The 19489-nt window shown below is 38.6% G+C and carries 18 protein-coding genes; 12 read left to right on the plus strand and 6 right to left on the minus strand.

Annotation, left to right across the window (positions count from 1 at the left end; translation table 11 throughout):
- Nucleotides 1-403: 403 nt before the first annotated feature.
- The 3 genes from H6G06_RS19245 to H6G06_RS19255 all read left to right on the plus strand — a co-directional run bounded on the left by H6G06_RS19245 (nucleotide 404) and on the right by H6G06_RS19255 (nucleotide 5244).
- Nucleotides 404-2260, plus strand: coding sequence for an NAD(P)H-quinone oxidoreductase subunit F (locus H6G06_RS19245; RefSeq protein WP_190563013.1), 1857 nt, complete (start codon nucleotides 404-406; stop codon nucleotides 2258-2260).
- 151 nt (nucleotides 2261-2411) lie between these two features.
- Complete coding sequence (locus H6G06_RS19250) at nucleotides 2412-3911, plus strand: NADH-quinone oxidoreductase subunit M (RefSeq protein ID WP_190563089.1); 1500 nt, start codon at nucleotides 2412-2414, stop codon at nucleotides 3909-3911.
- Nucleotides 3912-4113: 202 nt separating this feature from the next.
- A complete protein-coding gene (locus tag H6G06_RS19255) occupies nucleotides 4114-5244 on the plus strand; it encodes a CO2 hydration protein (protein ID WP_190563015.1) in 1131 nt (376 codons plus the stop codon).
- A 77-nt stretch (nucleotides 5245-5321) separates the two neighbouring features.
- Here the strand turns inward: H6G06_RS19255 and H6G06_RS19260 are convergent, their stop codons facing one another.
- Nucleotides 5322-6035, minus strand: coding sequence for a Uma2 family endonuclease (locus H6G06_RS19260; protein ID WP_190563017.1), 714 nt, complete (start codon nucleotides 6033-6035; stop codon nucleotides 5322-5324).
- A gap of 206 nt (nucleotides 6036-6241) precedes the next feature.
- Between H6G06_RS19260 and H6G06_RS27070 the strand changes: the two genes are divergently transcribed.
- From H6G06_RS27070 to H6G06_RS19280, 4 genes are all read left to right on the plus strand, one after another.
- Entirely contained in the window at nucleotides 6242-6544 is a 303-nt protein-coding gene (locus tag H6G06_RS27070; protein ID WP_199306799.1) for a hypothetical protein, read from the plus strand.
- Nucleotides 6541-6993, plus strand: coding sequence for a PIN domain-containing protein (locus tag H6G06_RS19270; protein ID WP_190563019.1), 453 nt, complete (start codon nucleotides 6541-6543; stop codon nucleotides 6991-6993). Before H6G06_RS27070 ends, H6G06_RS19270 begins: the two co-directional genes overlap by 4 nt.
- 199 nt (nucleotides 6994-7192) lie before the next feature.
- Nucleotides 7193-8020 carry a hypothetical protein gene (locus H6G06_RS19275; protein ID WP_190563021.1) on the plus strand — a complete coding sequence of 276 codons (828 nt, stop codon included), beginning with the start codon at nucleotides 7193-7195 and terminating at the stop codon, nucleotides 8018-8020.
- Nucleotides 8013-8681, plus strand: a complete 669-nt coding sequence (locus tag H6G06_RS19280) for a DUF262 domain-containing protein (RefSeq protein ID WP_190563023.1) — start codon at nucleotides 8013-8015, stop codon at nucleotides 8679-8681. The genes H6G06_RS19275 and H6G06_RS19280 overlap by 8 nt, the downstream gene beginning before the upstream one ends.
- A gap of 113 nt (nucleotides 8682-8794) precedes the next feature.
- Here the strand turns inward: H6G06_RS19280 and H6G06_RS19285 are convergent, their stop codons facing one another.
- Nucleotides 8795-9709 (minus strand): methylenetetrahydrofolate reductase, encoded by a 915-nt coding sequence (locus H6G06_RS19285; RefSeq protein ID WP_190563025.1) that lies wholly within the window; start codon nucleotides 9707-9709, stop codon nucleotides 8795-8797.
- 229 nt (nucleotides 9710-9938) lie between these two features.
- Entirely contained in the window at nucleotides 9939-10946 is a 1008-nt protein-coding gene (gene trpS, locus H6G06_RS19290) for a tryptophan--tRNA ligase (RefSeq protein ID WP_190563027.1), read from the minus strand.
- A gap of 940 nt (nucleotides 10947-11886) precedes the next feature.
- On the opposite strand from trpS, the gene H6G06_RS19295 reads away from it, so the two are divergent.
- Together H6G06_RS19295 and H6G06_RS19300 are read left to right on the plus strand one after the other, a co-directional pair.
- Nucleotides 11887-13464 (plus strand): B12-binding domain-containing radical SAM protein, encoded by a 1578-nt coding sequence (locus H6G06_RS19295; protein ID WP_190563029.1) that lies wholly within the window; start codon nucleotides 11887-11889, stop codon nucleotides 13462-13464.
- A 213-nt stretch (nucleotides 13465-13677) separates the two neighbouring features.
- Nucleotides 13678-14142: an SRPBCC family protein gene (locus H6G06_RS19300; protein ID WP_190563031.1), complete on the plus strand. Its 465-nt coding sequence runs from the start codon at nucleotides 13678-13680 to the stop codon at nucleotides 14140-14142.
- On the opposite strand, the gene H6G06_RS19305 is transcribed toward H6G06_RS19300, so the two are convergent.
- Entirely contained in the window at nucleotides 14126-15397 is a 1272-nt protein-coding gene (locus H6G06_RS19305) for a tRNA nucleotidyltransferase/poly(A) polymerase-related protein (protein WP_190563033.1), read from the minus strand. The two genes, H6G06_RS19300 and H6G06_RS19305, sit on opposite strands and share 17 nt — an antisense overlap.
- A gap of 86 nt (nucleotides 15398-15483) precedes the next feature.
- Here H6G06_RS19305 and H6G06_RS19310 point away from each other — a divergent pair, with 86 nt between their 5' ends.
- From H6G06_RS19310 to H6G06_RS19320, 3 genes are all read left to right on the plus strand, one after another.
- Nucleotides 15484-15732: a Ycf34 family protein gene (locus tag H6G06_RS19310; RefSeq protein WP_190563035.1), complete on the plus strand. Its 249-nt coding sequence runs from the start codon at nucleotides 15484-15486 to the stop codon at nucleotides 15730-15732.
- 109 nt (nucleotides 15733-15841) lie between these two features.
- Nucleotides 15842-16588 carry a tRNA (adenosine(37)-N6)-threonylcarbamoyltransferase complex dimerization subunit type 1 TsaB gene (tsaB, locus tag H6G06_RS19315; RefSeq protein ID WP_190563037.1) on the plus strand — a complete coding sequence of 249 codons (747 nt, stop codon included), beginning with the start codon at nucleotides 15842-15844 and terminating at the stop codon, nucleotides 16586-16588.
- 41 nt (nucleotides 16589-16629) lie between these two features.
- Nucleotides 16630-17313: a Uma2 family endonuclease gene (locus H6G06_RS19320; protein WP_190563038.1), complete on the plus strand. Its 684-nt coding sequence runs from the start codon at nucleotides 16630-16632 to the stop codon at nucleotides 17311-17313.
- A 42-nt stretch (nucleotides 17314-17355) separates the two neighbouring features.
- On the opposite strand, the gene H6G06_RS19325 is transcribed toward H6G06_RS19320, so the two are convergent.
- Together H6G06_RS19325 and H6G06_RS19330 are read right to left on the minus strand one after the other, a co-directional pair.
- Entirely contained in the window at nucleotides 17356-18309 is a 954-nt protein-coding gene (locus H6G06_RS19325) for a DUF4351 domain-containing protein (RefSeq protein ID WP_190563039.1), read from the minus strand.
- Between the two features lie 177 nt (nucleotides 18310-18486).
- Nucleotides 18487-19488, minus strand: a complete 1002-nt coding sequence (locus H6G06_RS19330; RefSeq protein WP_190563040.1) for a pentapeptide repeat-containing protein — start codon at nucleotides 19486-19488, stop codon at nucleotides 18487-18489.
- Nucleotide 19489: the final 1 nt, after the last annotated feature.

Below are 19489 nucleotides of genomic sequence, written 5' to 3' on the forward strand. Positions count from 1 at the left end.
TTTAGAAAATCACATTCATAACCAGGGCTAACCATATCTGGTCAGGATTGATCAGAGGCTGTATATTGTACCGTCTCAGTCTTTCCTCAATTTTTGCTATCTGCACAGGTATTAGATGAAAAATATATAAGTTTTTAAAATATAAACTATAAAATTCTTTGCTCAGAGTAAAAATACAAATTGCCAATTAGAAGATTAGTGAAGATAAGTAAATGCTGTTAAATCTGTAAACTTATATTTAACTGCCATTGAATAGTGCAGGTTAAAGTAGAAATACTGATTCAAGTTTCTTTGAGAAATAGTTAAGAAAAACTTGATTTTTCCAAAATTAACTTTTTTAAAGTAAATGATTGTTTTCAGGCTGTTTAATAAACTAAAAGCTGAGTCGTCAAGGAAAATTTAAATGAATGACTTTCTATTTTTCACAAGTTGGTTTGTGCCTTTTTATAGCTTACTCGGGGCAATTTTAACATTGCCGTGGGGCATTGGATTAATTCAACGTACAGGACCCAGACCTGCTGCCTACTTCAACTTGTTGACGACCTTGTTGGCTTTCGTCCATAGCCTGTTTGTATTTCGAGATATCTGGAATAGAGATCCAGAAACTTTAATAATTACTTGGTTCCAAGCGGCGGATTTTAAGTTAACCTTTGCTTTGGAATTGTCACCAGTAAGTATTGGGGCAATAGTTTTAATCACAGGATTAAGTCTATTAGCCCAAATTTATGCTTTGGGTTACATGGAAAAAGACTGGTCGTTAGCAAGGTTTTTTGGGTTACTGGGATTTTTTGAAGCCGCCCTAACTGGTTTAGCGATTAGTGATTCTTTGTTCTTAAGTTATGCCTTGTTGGAAGTCCTGACTCTTTCCACTTACTTGCTGGTAGGTTTCTGGTATGCTCAACCGTTGGTAGTAACAGCAGCGCGAGATGCGTTTTTAACTAAGCGGGTGGGAGATTTATTATTGTTGATGGGTGTTGTTACCCTTTCTACCCAAGCTGGTAGTTTGAACTTTTCCGATTTGTATGAGTGGGTGCAAACTGCCAATTTAAGCCCATTGACATCAACATTACTAGGGATAGCATTGATAGCAGGTCCTGCTGGTAAGTGCGCCCAATTTCCCCTACATCTGTGGTTAGATGAAGCGATGGAAGGACCAAACCCCGCTTCGGTAATGCGAAACTCCCTGGTGGTAGGTGGTGGTGCTTATGTTTTGTACAAAATTCAACCAATATTAGCCCTATCCCCAGTGGCGCTGAATGCCTTGGTAGTCATGGGTACAGTGACTGCGGTGGGAGCAACATTAGTATCAATTGCCCAAATTGATATTAAACGAGCTTTATCTCATTCCACCAGTGCCTATATGGGATTGGTATTTTTGGCAGTGGGTTTAGAACAAGGTGGTGTGGCCTTGATGTTGCTGTTAACTCATGCGATCGCCAAAGCATTATTATTCATGAGTTCCGGCTCTATTATATATACTACCCAAAGTCAAGACTTGACAGAAATGGGTGGTTTGTGGTCGCGGATGCCAGCTACTACTACAGCCTTTGTGGTTGGTTCAGCAGGAATGGTAACACTATTACCACTAGGAAGCTTTTGGGCAATGTTGGCCTGGGCTGATGGCTTAGTGAAAGTTAGCCCTTGGGTAATTGCAGTTTTAGTATTAGTTAATGGCTTGACAGCCTTGAATTTAACTAGGGTTTTCCGCCTCATATTCTGGGGAGAACCACAACAGAAAACACGCCGCGCCCCAGAAGTTGGTTGGCAAATGGCTTTTCCAATGGTGACTTTAACTATATTGACCCTACTATTACCTCTCATGCTCCAGCAATGGTACTTGCTTCCAGACTGGGAAAGTATTGATTGGTACATATTAATATCTTTGTTGGCTTCTACCGTATTAGGGGTGAGTATTGGCTCAACAATTTACCTGCATAAAGGTTGGTCAAGATCCACAATTCTGGCATGGAGATTTGTCCAAGATTTATTAGGTTATGATTTTTACATTGACAGAGTTTATCGTGTCACTATCGTCAGTGCTGTAGCTCTGTTGTCAAAAATTTCCGCCTGGAGCGATCGCTATTTAGTAGATGGTTTAGTTAACTTAGTCGGCTTTGCTGCTATTTTCGGCGGACAAAGTTTAAAATACAGCATTTCCGGTCAATCCCAAGCTTATATGTTAACCATCCTCGTAGTGATCAGCGTCCTTGGTTTCTTCATTAGCTGGTCATTGGGTTTACTTGATAAATTGCCTTTTTAAGAAGAGGTGACAGGTGACAGGTGACAGGTGACAGTCAAGAGGGAACAGGGGCAAGGGAAGCAGGTGAAGATTAATAACCCAATGCCCAATGCCCAATGACCAATGCCCAATGACCAATGACCAATGACTAATTACTAATGACAAGCTTATGATGCTGAGTACGTTGATTTTGCTGCCTTTACTGGGTGCAGCGTTAATTGGTTTCTATCCTGCTGCTATCAGTGGGAAAATAGCCCGTAGAGTAGCGTTAGCATTTGCGCTCATTATTTTCTCATGGACAGTTTTCCTGACAATTCAATTTAATCCTGGGGAAGTTGGGATACAGTTTGCTGAATCTTTACCTTGGATAGATGCATTAGGTTTGAACTATAATCTAGGCATAGATGGTTTATCCTTGCCATTACTATTGTTGAATGGACTCTTGACTTGTATTGCCATCTACAGCAGCGATGAATCTCTTCAGCGTCCAAGATTTTATTACTCCTTAATTCTACTATTAAGTGCTGGAGTGATAGGAGCCTTTTTGGCACAGGATTTATTATTATTTTTCCTGTTTTACGAGTTGGAATTGATTCCCCTCTATCTTTTGATTGCAATTTGGGGTGGTGCAAAACGGGGTTATGCTGCAACAAAGTTTCTGATTTATACCGCAGTTTCGGGAATCTTAATTTTAGCCAGTTTCTTGGGGATGGTTTGGTTGAGTAATTCTCCCAGTTTTGGACTAGCAACCTTAAACACCAGTCATCTATCTTTGGCAACACAACTATTACTATTAGTAGGAATTTTGGTAGGGTTTGGCATTAAAATTCCTCTTGTTCCCTTCCATACTTGGTTGCCTGATGCCCACGTCGAAGCTTCTACACCAATTTCTGTGCTTTTAGCTGGGGTATTATTGAAATTAGGAACCTACGGCTTACTGAGATTTGGGATGAACTTGTTACCAGATGCTTGGGTATATATAGCACCTTGGTTAGCAACATGGGCAGTGATTAGTGTGCTGTTTGGTGCTTCCTGTGCGATCGCTCAAACTGACATGAAAAAAATGGTGGCTTATAGTTCTATCGGACACATGGGCTATATTTTATTAGCAGCAGCAGCAGCAACACCTTTAAGCGTCTTGGGTGCAGTCATGCAAATGATTAGTCACGGTTTGATTTCTGCCCTCATGTTCCTGTTGGTCGGGGTTGTGTATAAAAAAGCTGGTAGCCGTGATTTAGACGTGATTCGAGGACTGCTGAACCCAGAACGGGGTATGCCTGTGATCGGCACTTTGATGGTTTTAGGTGTCATGGCCAGCGCAGGTATACCAGGAATGGTAGGTTTTATTTCCGAATTCATTATTTTTCGGGCTAGTTTTGAGGTTTTCCCCGTTCAAACCCTGATTTCAATGCTGGGTACAGGTTTAACTGCGGTTTATTTCTTAATTCTTCTTAATCGTGCCTTCTTTGGGCGTTTATCCACACAAGTAATGAATTTGCCCAGAGTTTATTGGAGCGATCGCATTCCTGCATTTATCTTAGCTGTATTAATTGTGATTTTTGGCATCCAACCCGCTTGGTTAGTGCATTGGACAGAAGCTACGATTACAGCAATGGTAAACACACCCAGCTTAGTGGCAACTATGCCAGTAGATAAAGCTGAGAGAAATTAAAAGGTGTTAGGTTTGTAGTAGAGTTTTATTTATACTACTACCTAATTTTAAAATTTCTCTCATAGCAGTTCCCATGCTCGTGAGGTACAAAGTTTTTTAGTTTTAGGGAACAGGGAACAGGGAATAAATTTGTGTGTACTTCATTAGACTGGGAAACGCTATAGTCTCATGTATTTATTTTTAATTTTCTGGAGAAACACTAATGGTTAAGATTAAAAATAAACCTGTTAATCATCCTTTAGCTGAGTATGTTAATCGCTTAAAAACTGGGGAAGCTTTACTTAAAGACAGTCCCGAAAATGTTTTAGAAGTTGTCGGCATTCTCAAAAGTTATGGTGTGGTTTTAGATGCTTATTCTAAAAATCTAATTTATATTGCAGAACATCAATTTTTAGTAATTTTTCCCTTTTTTAAATATTTTGATGGAGAGATTTCTGTCCAGAAATTATTTCGTCACTTGTGGCATGACAGAATTAATTTTGAATATGCAGAATATTGCATGAAAACCATGATGTGGCATGGTGGAGGTGGTTTAGATACTTATTTAGATAGTCAGGAATTTGCTGATATATGCAAAGTGGTGATTAGTGCTAAATTGAAGAACAATCCCGTAATGTTGGGCATGAATCAACTGTTTCCCGACTTTTTAATAGAGCAGGTGCGCGTTTCTGCTTATTATAGTGGGTTAGGTCAATTTTGGCGAGTCATGGCTGATATTTTCCTCAGCTTATCAGACCTGTATGATCAAGGGAAAATTAAATCAATTCCTGAAGTTGTAGATCATATTAAAGCTGGTTTGGTTGCAGATGCAGTTAAGCCAATTACCTACGATGTGAAAATTGATGGTAAAGTCTATGAAATCATTCCTAAATCAGTTGGTTTAACATTTTTAGCAGATACAGCAATTCCTTATGTAGAAGCAGTATTTTTCCGGGGAACTCCGTTTTTGGGTACAGTTTCCCTGAACGCGCAAGCATATCAAGTTCCCCCAGATCAATCTAGATTTCAATATGGTGCATTATACGCTGATCCTTTACCTATTGGTAGTGCGGGTATTCCTCCTACTTTGTTAATGCAGGATATGCGCCATTATTTACCAGAATACTTACACAGTATTTATCGTCGCAGTCGTCGCGGTGAAGATGATTTGCGGGTACAAATTTGTATAAGTTTCCAAAAGTCGATGTTTTGTGTAACTACCGCTGCAATTTTAGGACTGTTACCTTATTCTTTGGATAGTGAAGATTTGTCTGAGCAAAAAGCGAATCAGGTTTATTTAGAAAAGTGGATGGACAGGTTAAAAACTTCGCAGATATTGGAAGTTAATAAATAGGATAGTTAGTAAATTGCATTTGCAATGGAAAGGGCGGGCAAGATGCCCACCCCACAAGAGTGGTAGAGGATATTTTTTTATATTTCTGGTTCTATTCCTAAAGCACGTAATTGGGCAATGAGGCGATCGCTTTTTTGCCGTTCTTGTTCAGCCCTTTCATCACCATCCAATAATAAATTACCATCTAAATCCCACCAACGTAACCAAGGTAATTCCATATTTTGATATTGTCCTTGCCAAATACCTATTTCAACACCCATCGGTGTAATTGGATAATGTCCCCGTTCATTTGCTGGTAATAACTGATATTGTCCACCAATTAATTCATAAACTTCTACACTGGCTTTATTCACTTCATAAATACCATAAAATGCTGGTTTAATTACTTGTTCATAAATCCAAAATTTACCCTGCCAAGGAGTTTGATCTCGTTCTTCTTCACCATTTCCAGAAACAAATTCTAAGGCAATTAATGGCGAAATATATTCTTGCCAAAGCACATAAGAACGGCGAATTTTACCATTTAATAATGATGGAACATTGGGAACATAAAACCAATCAGGTGCTTCTGCACCGCGTTCTGGGGGATCGGTAATACGCCAGTAAATACCGCAATCTTGACCTATAGTATATTGTCCATCGGGATGGCGTTTTTGTAATACTGGTTTAATGGACTGAGTTAGTAGAATGCTTTGGGGATGTTCTTGCCAGTTTATACCATTAATTTCTGGGAGTTGGGTATGATCTGGGAGACTGGTTTCTGTGTAGGGGCGGTTGGTTGCAGAGGTCATGGTGTCCTCGCTGGTTGTGAGGTTTGTTTTAGTTTAGCAATATAGGGGAAGTTGGGGTAAGGAATGACTTACAGCATTTTGAACATAGTGATCGCAGTTTTCAGTAATTCCATTTTTAGAGAGATCACCTATTTGTAAATTCTGTCTACCATAAGCTGAAGCATTACGCTAAAATTTAATTACAACCTATATTTGTGATTTTAACTATGGTAAATTCTTGCAATCAATCCTCAATATCCTTAGAATCTCTCATCAGTGAAATTGAAGCAACACCCCAAGAATACTGGACAGAATTACTAGACACATTACGCCAGTTTCGTGAGAAAATTAGTTTACCAAATTCACCCATTATCAATCCAGAACAAGCTCAAAAAAATCAGGCAGCAATTGAGCTTTTAGACTCTTGGCTGAATGAAAATGAAGATGCTACTGAACATCAACAAGCCTGGGAATTTCTCAAAAATACTCTTGATGAAGATCGTTTATCTGATCGCCCTTTATTTCCATGAATCGTTTAATTTTATTAGACTCTGGTCCTCTAGGAATGGTAACAAATCCTAAAGCAAAAGGTCTTCCTCTAGCCTGTCAACAATGGTTAAAAAGACTTTTAGCACGAGGTGAACGGTTTGCAATCCCAGAAATTGCAGATTATGAAGTACGTAGAGAATTACTGCGTGCAAATTTATTAAAAAGTGTCCATCGTCTCGATAACTTAAAACAAACCCTTGAATATATTCCTATTCAAACAGAGACTATGCTATTAGCAGCAAAGCTTTGGGCAGAAGCAAGACAAACCGGGCAACCTACAGCCGACGACAAAGCCTTAGATGGAGATATTATTCTCTCTGCTCAAGCTCGCCTAATTGCTAATGATACGACAGAAGTAATCGTTGCAACGACAAATATTGGTCATTTAAGTCGATTTATTACGGCTTCTGATTGGCAGGTTATTAATTGAGAAAATTATAGGGCGATATCGCTGATCTTGTAGGGTGTGTTAATTAAATGCAACAAACCTTGTAAGTTTCGTGTGAGAAGTTATACTGACACGATAATCGCTAATGATCCTATCGCCTATTTCTAAAGTTGGTATCCAATGCCTACAAAGACTATCTAGCAGTAGGGCAAATTTTCAGGCTTGAGTTGTAGAGGTTAGGATGCTCAAACCCACTAATTTAGATGAATATCGAGACTGGGCTAAACAAAACCTGTCTATTGATTTTAGTAATCCAAAGATTGCAAGACTTTATGAAACTAATTTAACCAATATTTACAATGCGATAACGCAGCACAGCTTTTTTGTGTTTTTCTCATCCCAAGCTTCAAGGTGGCAAGAGGAATACAATCAAAAAACTTGTTCAGACCTTTTCATGGGTAGTAATGATCCAAGATTAGTTACAAAACCATACGAATCCGCCATTGAGAAAACATACAGAGTAAATATTTTATGGAATAAAGATTTTCCAAAAGAACCTAAGAAGGGTTGGGTCAATCATCAAAACATTTTTACCCAATTCAATGATCTTGTGCGAGGCACTTTAGTATGCCGATTTATAGATGGTCCTGCTTTCATCGCAAAGAGAATCATTGAATACGCAAAAGAGCATAATTTGAAATATAGAAAATATAGCCAAGAAAGAGATGATGGATATTATGCGTACCATGTATATATTTCTTCTCCTGCAAAAATCTTTGATATGGAATGGAATGAAGAAGATGTTTATGTTGAAGCAGAAATACAAATTACAACTCAATTACAAGAAGTCCTGAAGGACTTAACACATAAATTTTATGAAAAGCAAAGAATTTCTTTAGATAAAGATACAAGTAAATGGAAATGGGATTTCGCATTTAGTCGTTTTAAGGTGGGTTACTTGAGCCATACTCTACACCTGTTAGAGTCAATTATTCTAGAGTCTAGAGAGAAGGTATTGGGAGGTAATTTGATAGACAACGAAGATGTAGAGGAAGACATCAATGGCTAAAAATTATATTAATACTTATACGATCAATAGTATTTTGCATTTGATGGAGAACGGTAGTCTCACTGTTCCAGCATTTCAACGTGGATTTGTTTGGCGTAAAGAAAATGTTAAAGAGCTTTTTGAAAGTATTAACGGTGGCTACCCTATTGGAATATTAATAGCAGTTGAACATGATCAAAAACATTTTGAAGTCGCCTCTAATAAATTAACTTTATTCCCGGAAATTTCCCCTGAAAATATTTTATCAACGAAACGGCTTTGGATATTAGATGGTTCTCAGAGACTTGCATCTCTTTACAATGTTCTTCTTGGAAAAGACAATTCTTTTGCACTTATCTATGATTTAGAAAGAAAAAAATTCTCATTTCCAGATAAATTTAAAGGAAAAAGTGTATTTTTAAATATGTCATCTTTGTTTAAGGTTAGAGAATATATGCAGCTACAAGCTGAGATTTCAAAACTTAGGAACAGTGAAACATTACTAGAAGAGTTATACGAAATGCACAATAGATTTACAAATTATCAAGTGCCAATACAGGTTATTACAGATGTAAATGATCCAGACATAGTTGAGATATTTATGAGGATAAACACACGTGGAATATCTCTTAGTAAAGATGAAGTTGAAAAATCAACCAAATACAGGAATGCAGAGCAATAGCTGGATTTTTATTATGGCATTATGGCGTGTTGTGAGGTTTCTTTTAGTTTAGCAATAGAGGGGAAGTTGGAGAGCGATCACACCTAATTCAATAAATGCAATCGCTATCTATTCTAACTAACCTTCCCCACCCCTGCTAAATCCAAAATCGGCGCGATCGCATCTTCTTTTTTCACTGCCATAATATGTACACCCTGACACAAACCCCGTGCCATCTGCACTTGTTCGGCTGCAATTTTCATCCCTTCCTGTAACGGATGTTTGGCTTTTGCTAACCTCTCAATAATATGATCAGGAATATTCACACCGGGAACCATTTTATTAATAAACTGGGCATTTTTCGCAGACTTCAACAGAAAAATTCCTGCTAAAATTGGTTTATTGTAACGAGATGCAATTTGATCCATGAATTTTTCTAATTTTTCAAAATCTGTAATTAATTGACTTTGAAAAAATTGCGCTCCGGCTTCTATTTTCTTTTCAAACCGACTTTGTAAACCTGACCAACTTTTAGACTGTGGATCGACTGCTGCACCGGCAAATAAATCTAATGCCCCATCATTCAGGGTTTTATGATTAAAATCAACACCCTGATTCATATTTCTAATTAACTGCAATAATCGCACAGATTCTAAATCAAAAACTGCTTTTGCATCGGGGTGATCACCTGCTTTGACAGGGTCGCCGGTTAAAGCTAAAATGTTGCGGATGCCTAAAGCATGAGCGCCCATTAAATCAGCTTGTATTCCGATTCTATTGCGATCGCGGCAAGCCATCTGACAAATCGGCTCAATGCCATTTTGCAATAAAATCACCGAAGCTGCTAAAGACGACATCCCCAACACAGCGCGGCTACCATCGGTAATATTGACAGCATGAACTCTCCCCTTAAGAGTCGCCGCCATTTCTATGGTATGGGTGATATCTCCCCCTTTTGGGGGTGCTACTTCCGCAGTAATGAGAAAATCTCCTGCTTGTACCGCTTTGCGGAAGTTGTTTAATGTACTGGTGCGATCGCTATCCTGCATAGTTCAATTTTAATTTTGAGGTTTTCTTAAAGGTAAACTGAATTACACTCTCTAGGTTAAACCTCAGCGATTAGAAATCGCAGCTACAAAGACAAAACCCACCTGCGTGGGTTGATTTTATGAAGTCCGCAGAGGCGGACTTTGTTTGTGTAGACGCGTTCGCGTTCGCGCAGCGTGGCGTTAGCCATAGCGTGCCGGAGGCTCTATTATATTCGCCTTTATTTGTTACCTACAACTTTGCTGTATAACCTAATGCAGCTTTGACATCTGCTAAAGTTTGGTTGGCTATAGCTTCCGCTTTTTCCCTTCCATCCCGCAATACAGACTCTAAATAACCTTTTTCTTCCATTACCTCCTTATATTTATCCTGAATCGGTTTTAAAGCATTTATCGCTGTTTCAGTCAACAAAGGTTTAAACTGTCCCCAACCCATATCTGCACACTCAGTCGCTACTGCTTCCTTCGTCTTCCCAGACAGCAGCATATACAAAGTTAACAGGTTATGACATTCTGGACGGTCTACATCATCAAAGGTTAAACCCCTCACCAAATCAGTTTTACAGCGTTTAATCTTCTTAATAATTTGATCTGGTGGATCTAAAACATTAATTCGGCTTAACTCCGACGGGTCCGACTTGGACATTTTCTTTGTCCCATCGGTCAAACTCATTACCCTTGCACCTTCTTTTCTAATCAAAGGATTTGGTAATTTTAATACAGGCTTATCCTTAGCAAATTGATGATTAAACCTGTTAACAATATCCCTCGCTAGTTCTAAATGTTGCTTTTGGTCTTCACCCACCGGCACTTTATCCGCTTGATAAAGTAAAATATCCGCAGCCATCAACACCGGATAAGTCAACAACCCAGCACTGACATTTTCACCTTGTTTAACGGCCTTTTCCTTAAATTGAATCATGTCTTGCAACCAATTTAAGGGAGTGATGCAGTTTAGCAACCAACAAAGTTCACTGTGTGCAGAAACGTGAGATTGCACAAAAATGTTAGAGTATTTTAAATCAATGCCACAGGCTAAATATAAAGCAGCGATGGTGTAAGTATCAGCCGCTAAGGTGGCGGGGTTATGTGGTACAGTGATTGCGTGTAAATCTACCACACAAAAGAAATTTTCATACTGGTCTTGAATTTCTACCCAGTTGCGAATAGCACCCAAGTAGTTACCCAAGTGTAAGTTACCAGTTGGTTGAACTCCCGACAGAACGCGCTGCTTACCCATTATTTCTTAGTTATCTCCTCTTCCCCGCTTTGTTAGGTGGCGGTTACATGACCTATTTTAGTAGTCATTGGGGATTCATGATGGGGGGTTGGTTAATATAACTTGAGTAAAAAGACCCACATTCTAATGAGGATTTGGGTCGCAGTAATTAATTTTGTTCTAACTGAATAACCTATAGTATGTAGATTCACTAATTTGTTCATTTTGAACATTTTTGTAATACACATAAAAATGTTCAATTTGAGCATTCTTTTTTTCACAGGGTCAACTAAAGTTAACTTTAAGTCTGAAGCGAGGATTTGGTCGCAGTAGTTAATTTTGTTCTAACTTGTCCGTACTGAGTCTTTAGTCTACTTGCTTCCTTACTCTCGTTTCAGGTCTAATAAAACCTTTGGAGGCTTTATAAACTTTTCCAAAAAAGAGCAAGTTTTAGCGTTTGTTGTATTAACTTTGGTTTTTGGTTCATTAGTTTTAGCAGTAATTGATCCCTCAACTCGTGGAACATTTACAGATTTGACCAAAGTCGCAGTAGGAACTTACATAGATTTCCATATACCTGCACCAAGACAAAGAACTACACCAAGACAAAGAAATTAGCTTTTAAACTAAATCTATAATCGCTACTTGTTAGACCTCTTGCTAAAGTTTATCCTATTCTTTCTAGACTTTAGGCAAGAAGTCTATTACTGCCTTCTCGGTCTAAGATTGATTACCTATCTTCCTTTCTTCTTCCTTCGTGTTCTATCCCTTCAGGACGCTACGCGAACGTGTCTTCGTGGTTCATTAAAACTGTATTTTTTCTATACCGCATTCATTTCTTTTATTAAGAATGAAATTTCATAAATCTGTACCTACCGATGGATAAAAACTCACTTTCCCATCTGTTATACTCCAGAATAAGTGGGTTTTGATAAGTAAGCAAATCAGAGGAATATGTTTCATGAAAGCTTTACTACTATGGCCAATCATGCCTAATTCTTTCTGGTCTTATCAGGAAACTCTTGATTTGGCTGGGTTAGGTGCTACAAATCCCCCATTAGGTTTAATCACAGTAGCAGCAATGTTGCCAAGTGACTGGGAAATTAGATTGAGCGATCGCAATGTTCGTCTTGAAACTGATGCAGATTGGCAATGGTGTGATATGGTCATCATCTCTGCCATGATCATCCAAAAACAAGATTTTAGTGAATTAATTCAAAAAGGTAAAAAGTTAGGTAAAAAGGTTGCAGTCGGTGGACCTTTTGCCACATCTGTACCAGAATTTGCTTTAGAAGCAGGAGCAGATTATTTAATTTTGGATGAAGGGGAATGTACTATCCCCATGTTTTTAGCAGCGTTAGAACAGGGAGAAGAAAAGGGAATTTTCCGTTCTATAGAAAAACCAGATGTTACCCAAACTCCCATCCCCCGGTTTGATTTGCTGGATTTAAATGCCTATTATGCAATTACAGTACAGTTTTCTAGAGGATGTCCTTTTCAATGTGAATTCTGCGATATTATTACCCTTTTTGGTCGTAAGCCACGCACGAAAACACCAGAACAAATTCTTGCAGAATTAGAAGTATTATATCAGATGGGTTGGCATCGTTATATATTTATAGTTGATGATAATTTTATTGGCAATAAACGTAATGCTAAAGTTTTTCTGCGGGAACTGATTCCCTGGATGGAGAAACGTAATTATCCCTTCAGTTTAATCACAGAAGCTTCTTTAAATCTTGCAGAAGATGATGAATTACTAGAATTGATGGTGAAAGCTGGGTTTGTTATGGTATTCATGGGAATTGAAACCCCTGATATTGCGAGTTTAGTGGGAGTTAATAAAGAACAAAATACCCGGAGTTCTTTGGTAGAATCCTGTGATAAAATTACTATAGCAGGATTACAAATCATGTCTGGTTTTATCCTGGGTTTTGATAATGAAAAACAAGGTGCAGGTAAACGCATTCAAGAGTTTGTAGAAGCAACGAATATTCCCCAAGCTCATCTCAGTTTACTGCAAGCATTACCAAATACAGCAATGTGGACTCGTTTACAACAAGAAGGACGTTTAATAGATGGTTTAGGGAAATATTTTACTTCTCAAAAATCTCTCATGAATTTTGCCCCTACTCGTCCGATGACAGAAATTGTCAACGAGTTTATTGAGACTTTTTGGAATTTATATGAACCCTTACCTTACCTAAAACGGACTTTTCGCCATTTTCAAAAAATGCCAAATTGGAGACCTCAACACAACCGCATTTTAACTAAGGCAGAATGGGGTTTTTTAATGGCTATTTGTTGGCGACAAGGTATATTACGTTCTACCCGATTTTATTTCTGGTGGCAGTTGATGATCATAGGTTTTAGCAAACCTAATTTATTGTATGAATATTTAATTACTTTAGGTATAGGTGAGCATTTTTTCACTTTGCGTCGTGAGGTAAAGGCAGAACTAGAAGCAGAGTTAGCATTATTAAAACTACAAGAAGGTAAGCAAGAAACGGCAAGTTTGCAATTAGAAACTGTGAGTTGATTTACAAAAACAAGATACCCGATGTTTAACAAAGCCGAGTATCTGATCCTGAGAGATTTTCACAAAAAAGCAGTTCCCATGCTGGTGAGGTACAAAGTTTTTTAGTTTGAGAGAACAGGGAATAAATTGGTATGTACTTCATTAGACTGGGAAACGCTATAAGTTAGGGTTGCTATAGTAGCATAAATACAGTAATAGCATCACTACTAAAAAATGTCCCAGGTTTTAGAACAATCAATTAAAATTAATGCCCCTGCTACAGTAGTAGAGCAATGTTTTACAGATTTAACTTTAATGCACCGCTGGCTTAACCCTGTTCTGCGTTGCCAACCTGTGGGAAAAGTGTGGAGTACCGAAATAGGTAGTCGCAGTCGGTTTATGATTCAAATTCCTGTGATTAAACCTACTTTAAAGACTGTAGTTGTCGAACGACAACCGGGTTTGGTAGTCTGGGGATTTAAGGGATTTTTCCAAGGTAGCGATCGCTGGGAATGTCAACCACTCCCAAAAGGTACACTCTTAGTTAACCGTTTTGAGTTTAAAATTCCTAACCCTGTCGTCAGTTGGGGTTTTAATACCTTCGCAGCATCTTGGACAAAAGCCGATATGCAAGCACAACTGCGACGTTTCAAACGAGTTGCAGAAGAACTAGCTAATTCTCCTAAGTATTCTTCGTGAACTGCTTGGCAAATTCTATTGCTTCTTCTGCTGTGGTGACATTCCCCTCAGCTTGCGCGACAGCAATTTCACTCAATATTTTACCCACAAGTGGCGAAGCCGGAATATTGAGTGCTATAATCACCTCTTTACCACTCACCAACGGTGAGGGGTGAGCTACCAAATCATCAGGGTTCAGGTAACGGTCGATCAAGGGTGCATAAACGCATAGCGGATTATCGCCAGACATCGCCTCTACTATATCATCTGCTAAGGCTAAGGCAGTTGTAGCATTAAATACAACTCCCACGTCCTGAAACAAAAAATACTGTTCTCGTAGGGACATATTAACTACTTTGAACTGCGGGAACAGTCGCAGGGCGGTAGTTACACCGCGAATTTCTGCACGGCTATAAGTTAGTTGCTGTAGTTCAGCATCAGCTATTTCTGGGTTTGGATGAACAAGACAAGCAAGTTTGGCAATACCTAACCAAGTCGTTTTGACGGTATCACGGATAGCTTGTTCCAGTTCTTGCCCTAATTGTGGATATGTTTCCCCTATCAAGCTGCAAGCTTTATCAACTGCGGCTAGTTTCTGCAAGCTTTCACGGTGGCAATTTGTAAAAAAACTTGTTAGTAAATTATCTTCCCAGGCACTGGTTAGCCAAGATGTACCCTGAGAACTGGCTAAAAGATAACCAATTTCTACCCGCACTCGTTCAGATGCTACCTTATTTATATCTGCTGCTAAGGTGCGAATAGTGGCTTGGGTAGCTGGTTCAATTGTAAACCCCAGTTGGGCAGCTTGACGATATGCCCGCATCAACCGCAAAGGGTCATCTTGCAGATTTTGGGGTGATATCATGCGTAATAAACCGGCTTCTATGTCTGCACAACCTTGCAGCGGGTCGATAATTTCCTGGGTATGGGGATTATAAGCGATCGCGTTTATTGTAAAATCCCTTCTATGCAAATCCGTGATTAAACTGTCTCCTTCCTGTTGGGCAAAATCAGCGGTAGCATGGGGAAACACCACACGGGCAATTTTTCTTTCCGCATCGAGTAACACAAAACCAGCTTGATAATGTCGAGCGATCGCACTTGCCACTTTTACCGCATCATCTGGGATAATAAAATCTAAATCTAAATATTCCCGACTTCTGCCCAAAATCGCATCCCGCACTGCACCACCCACCATGTAAGCAGGTTGTGGCAACAATTCCAGGCTGAAAGGCCAATTTTGGGCATCTAGACGAGAAATAACTAAATCATTCATTGTAATAAAAATCAACCCACCAACTAATGCTTAACACTTTTTCCTAAGCTACATTAACTATAAAGGTTCTAGGAGTTGGTTCTATTATGTGTATTTGCGTGAATTGCCACTATGTAGACCGTTGTGCAACCTACAATGCTGTAGAAGCACAGCACCAACAGCCCCACTTGACCGAAAACCCAAATTTTGACCCTAATGAACCTTCCATCAATGTTAATATTCGCACAAAAGGCGAAATAATTGAAATGGAATGGGATGTAGTGGGTTGTCTCAGCTTTAAACAAGAAATGGGTAAATGGGCTAAGTTGCGACCCGGTGAATTAGTACCCACTTGAATTTTAGATTTTAAATACCCATATCCCCGACTTCTCAAAGAAGTCGGGGATATTAGGAGACTATGCTTTATTTTATAATCTATATTTGCAGTTACTCTGATAAATCACTTTGACCACTAAACTAGAACCTCTCCCCCCCACAAAATACGCTTTAGCACTGCACACCACTACACCCGAATTAGGTCTAGTAATTAGCAACTTTGCAGAAGATACCCGCACCCATGTTTGGAATTTAGGACGTGATTTATCTAGTCATATCCATCAATATTTAATTGATTTGATTCAACCCCAAACCTGGACAGATTTAGCTTTTATTGCCGTTGCTAAAGGACCTGGAGGTTTTACAGGAACTCGTATTGGTGTTGTTACAGCCCGCACTTTAGGACAACAGTTAGAAATTCCCGTATTTGCAATTTCCACTTTAGCCGCTGTAGCTTGGCAGATCCCCCCAACCCCCCTTGAAAAGGGGGGCTATATCTCCACTGATAAAGGGGTTGATGTTCCTATCTATGAAGGAGTAGATGTTCCCCCCTTATTAAGGGGGGTTAGGGGGGATCAAATTATTGCTGTAGAAATGCAAGCACAAAGAGGGCAAGTTTTTGGTGCAATTTATCAAATAGCTGCTGATAATTCTGGCATTATTGCATTATTACCAGATACTGTATTTACACCAGAGAAATGGCAGGAAACCTTAGCTAATTGGCATACAGAATATCAATTAATTAAAGCCACATCTGGGTTAGCTGCAACCGTCAGCAGTATTTTAGAATTAGCTTATTTAGAGTGGCAACAAAATAAACGTCCTCATTGGTCAGAAGCTTTACCATATTATGGACAGCATCCTGTAGATCTTTAATAATAGAATCAATTAATAGTTGAATTAGTGGGTTAAGAAATATGACACTGACTCAAGATACTATCAAAACTGTACAATTAATTCCACCTTTGGAAAACGGCGATAGACTTACCCGCATGGAATTTGAACGTCGTTATCATACCATGCCAGAGGTGAAAAAAGCCGATTTAATTGAAGGAATTGTTTATATGGCATCACCAGTAAGAATTAGAAGTCACGGAAAACCCCATGCTTACATCATGACTTGGTTAGGTTTTTATGAATCGGCTACACCAGGGGTAGAACTAGCTGATAATGCCACTGTGCGTCTAGATGCAGATAACGAACCTCAACCAGACGCACTGTTAAGAATTGAAACCGGTGGACAGTCGCGGATAAGTGAAGATGATTATGTTGAAGGTGCGCCAGAATTAATTGTAGAAATTGCTGCTAGTAGTGCGGCTATTGATGCCCATGATAAACTGAAAGTATATCGTCGAAATCAAGTACAAGAATATTTAATCTGGCGAGTTTATGATGGTGAATTTGATTGGTTTATTTTAAAAGATGGAGAATATCGCCAGCTAGAAGCTAATGCTGAAGGTGTGATTTGTTCTCAGGTTTTTCCTGGTTTAGGGTTAGATAAATCTGCTTTGTTAACGGGCAATTTAGCTAAAGTATTAGAGATTTTACAGCAAGGTTTAGCAAGTGCAGAACATCAAAGTTTTGTGGAAAACTTAGGATAGTTATTTTAACCTTGCTGTATTAATTGATGAAAGATAAACTTTCTAGTCTTGTTGATGAGTTTCCAACCAGTTCAATAAATCCTCAATAGCGGTAAAATCTAGTAATGCTTCACCAAGTTCTTCCAACTGATTTAGAGAAAGAGTTTGAATTTTCGCTTTAGTTTCTTGTGGTAATTCTCCAAACCTTTTTTGTAATAGTCGTACCACAATATTTTGCTCACCTTCTGTTATTCCTCGTTCGTAGCCAATGCGCTCACCTGTAGTAATATAAGCCATAGTTCGCTCCTGTTCAAATTGTTTAAAATCTTGCCAAAATTCCGCTTCTAATGCCTTTGGTAACATCATAACCCAGTCTATAAAGCGGTAAAGGTTACGAATATCCTTTTCTTGCAAACCTTGTTCATACAATCGACGAATTAAGCTGAATTTCCAGGTTTTGCGTTCTGTGGGTTTTTTACTGGTTTGTTGTGTCTTTAAATGTGCCATTACCACCGTTGCAAAAGGATTATCGCTGGCTTCTAATTCTGTCCAACGGTTTTGGTAATCTAGCAATTTGACTGTGCCAAATTCAAAGTTTAACCTGGTATCAGGATAATTATAACTGTATTGGTTTGGTCGCCATTTGGGGTCTGCATCGCATAAAATAGCGACACTAATGGCAGGTTTAGCGAAACGGTCAAAAATCCGCAGGGTGTATGAAAACATCCTTTCAGGAAAGAGTTCTTCTGGTTTAGCCTGAATTTCTATATGTATCAACAGCCAAATTTCTTCTCCTTGGTGTTGCCACACTTTGACTAATTTATCTGCATATCTTCTTCCTTGTTCAGCGTCGCGGGCTATTTGTTGAAATTCTTTATCTAGAAATTCGTGGGGTATTTCCCAGTTAATTAATGCGGCTGTTTGGGGGAAGAAAAATTGCATTGCTTGGGGAAAGTATGCTTCTAATATTTCTTTCCACGGGCTATCTTGGTCGGCTCTTTCTCGTTCTTCTGTCATTTGTTATTTGGTAGATGGTACGGTTATTTTATATTGTTTAGTGATGGGTTAAGAAAGTCTGTTTACAGAGATTTTTAGGTAAATGAACTACATCTTTTTTATCTCACGCAGAGGCGCAGAGGAAGAGAGAAACAAGAGTTTGGTCTCAATAAATGAAAAATTCTGTCCCAAGTAAATTCACCATTCAAATCTGATTACTTCTTCAATATGATCAGGTAATTTAGTATCTTGATCGATATTTGCTTTTTCAATCTGTGTTAATTCTAGATTTTTGGCTCCAGAAAGGTCTACTTGTTGTAGGTTTGCTTGAAACAAGTTTGTCAAATGCAGGTTCGTTCCTGCTAAAGGAAATGACTCTTGTAGGGTTGCTTTATTAAGCTTTGCCTGACACAAATTAGCTCCAGCAAGGTTCACTTTTTGCAAAATGGCTTCCGAAAAATTTACCCATTGGAGACTCGAATTCCAAAGAGATACATCTTGCAAACTAGCTTCTTGGAACGATGCAAGGTCTAAGTTACTGCAATAGAGGTCAACTCTCTTTAAGTTTGCTCTATCAAGATTTGCCTCTCTGATATCAATAAAAGTTAAATTCAATCTCTGATTTTCCTGCTCATTTTCACAATTACGTCGTCCTATAACGGTCAGGGCTGCTTGAATGTCTACCCGAAGTTTTGGTATTTCCTCCTTCTCTCCTTCCTCTTCTTTCTTCAAAGGTGCATTTTCTCGCACAAAAGCTGTGAGGACTTCCATAACTGTCCAATGATATTTTTCCGGTGCATCTCTAGCAATTTGTTCTAGGGCATAAATTCCGCCTAATTTTATTTCAATTTCTTTATTACCAAGCAATTCAATCGCTTTAGAAAAACGTTCTGTAATTTGTTTATCTTCTGCTGCTTGTGCATTTCTATTTGCAGCTTTAGCATTGTCATTAGCAGCGTTAGCACTTCTCGATGCTTGGTAAGCATTAAAAAAAACTGCTATTCCAGCAAAAATTGTTCCTGTAGTTGTTACGGCTGAAAGACCATACTGTAATCTCTTCTCTATTTCTAAACCTTTAGGATTTAAAAACGCAAAATCCGAAAAAGAAAATATCAAGATAACAGTAAAAAAGAAGATAGAAAAAATAATCCCTAGAATTATCAACAAACTCTTGAAACTTTCTGTATTATTCTCAGACATA

Source organism: Anabaena sphaerica FACHB-251 (genome assembly GCF_014696825.1).
Classification (GTDB): domain Bacteria; phylum Cyanobacteriota; class Cyanobacteriia; order Cyanobacteriales; family Nostocaceae; genus RDYJ01.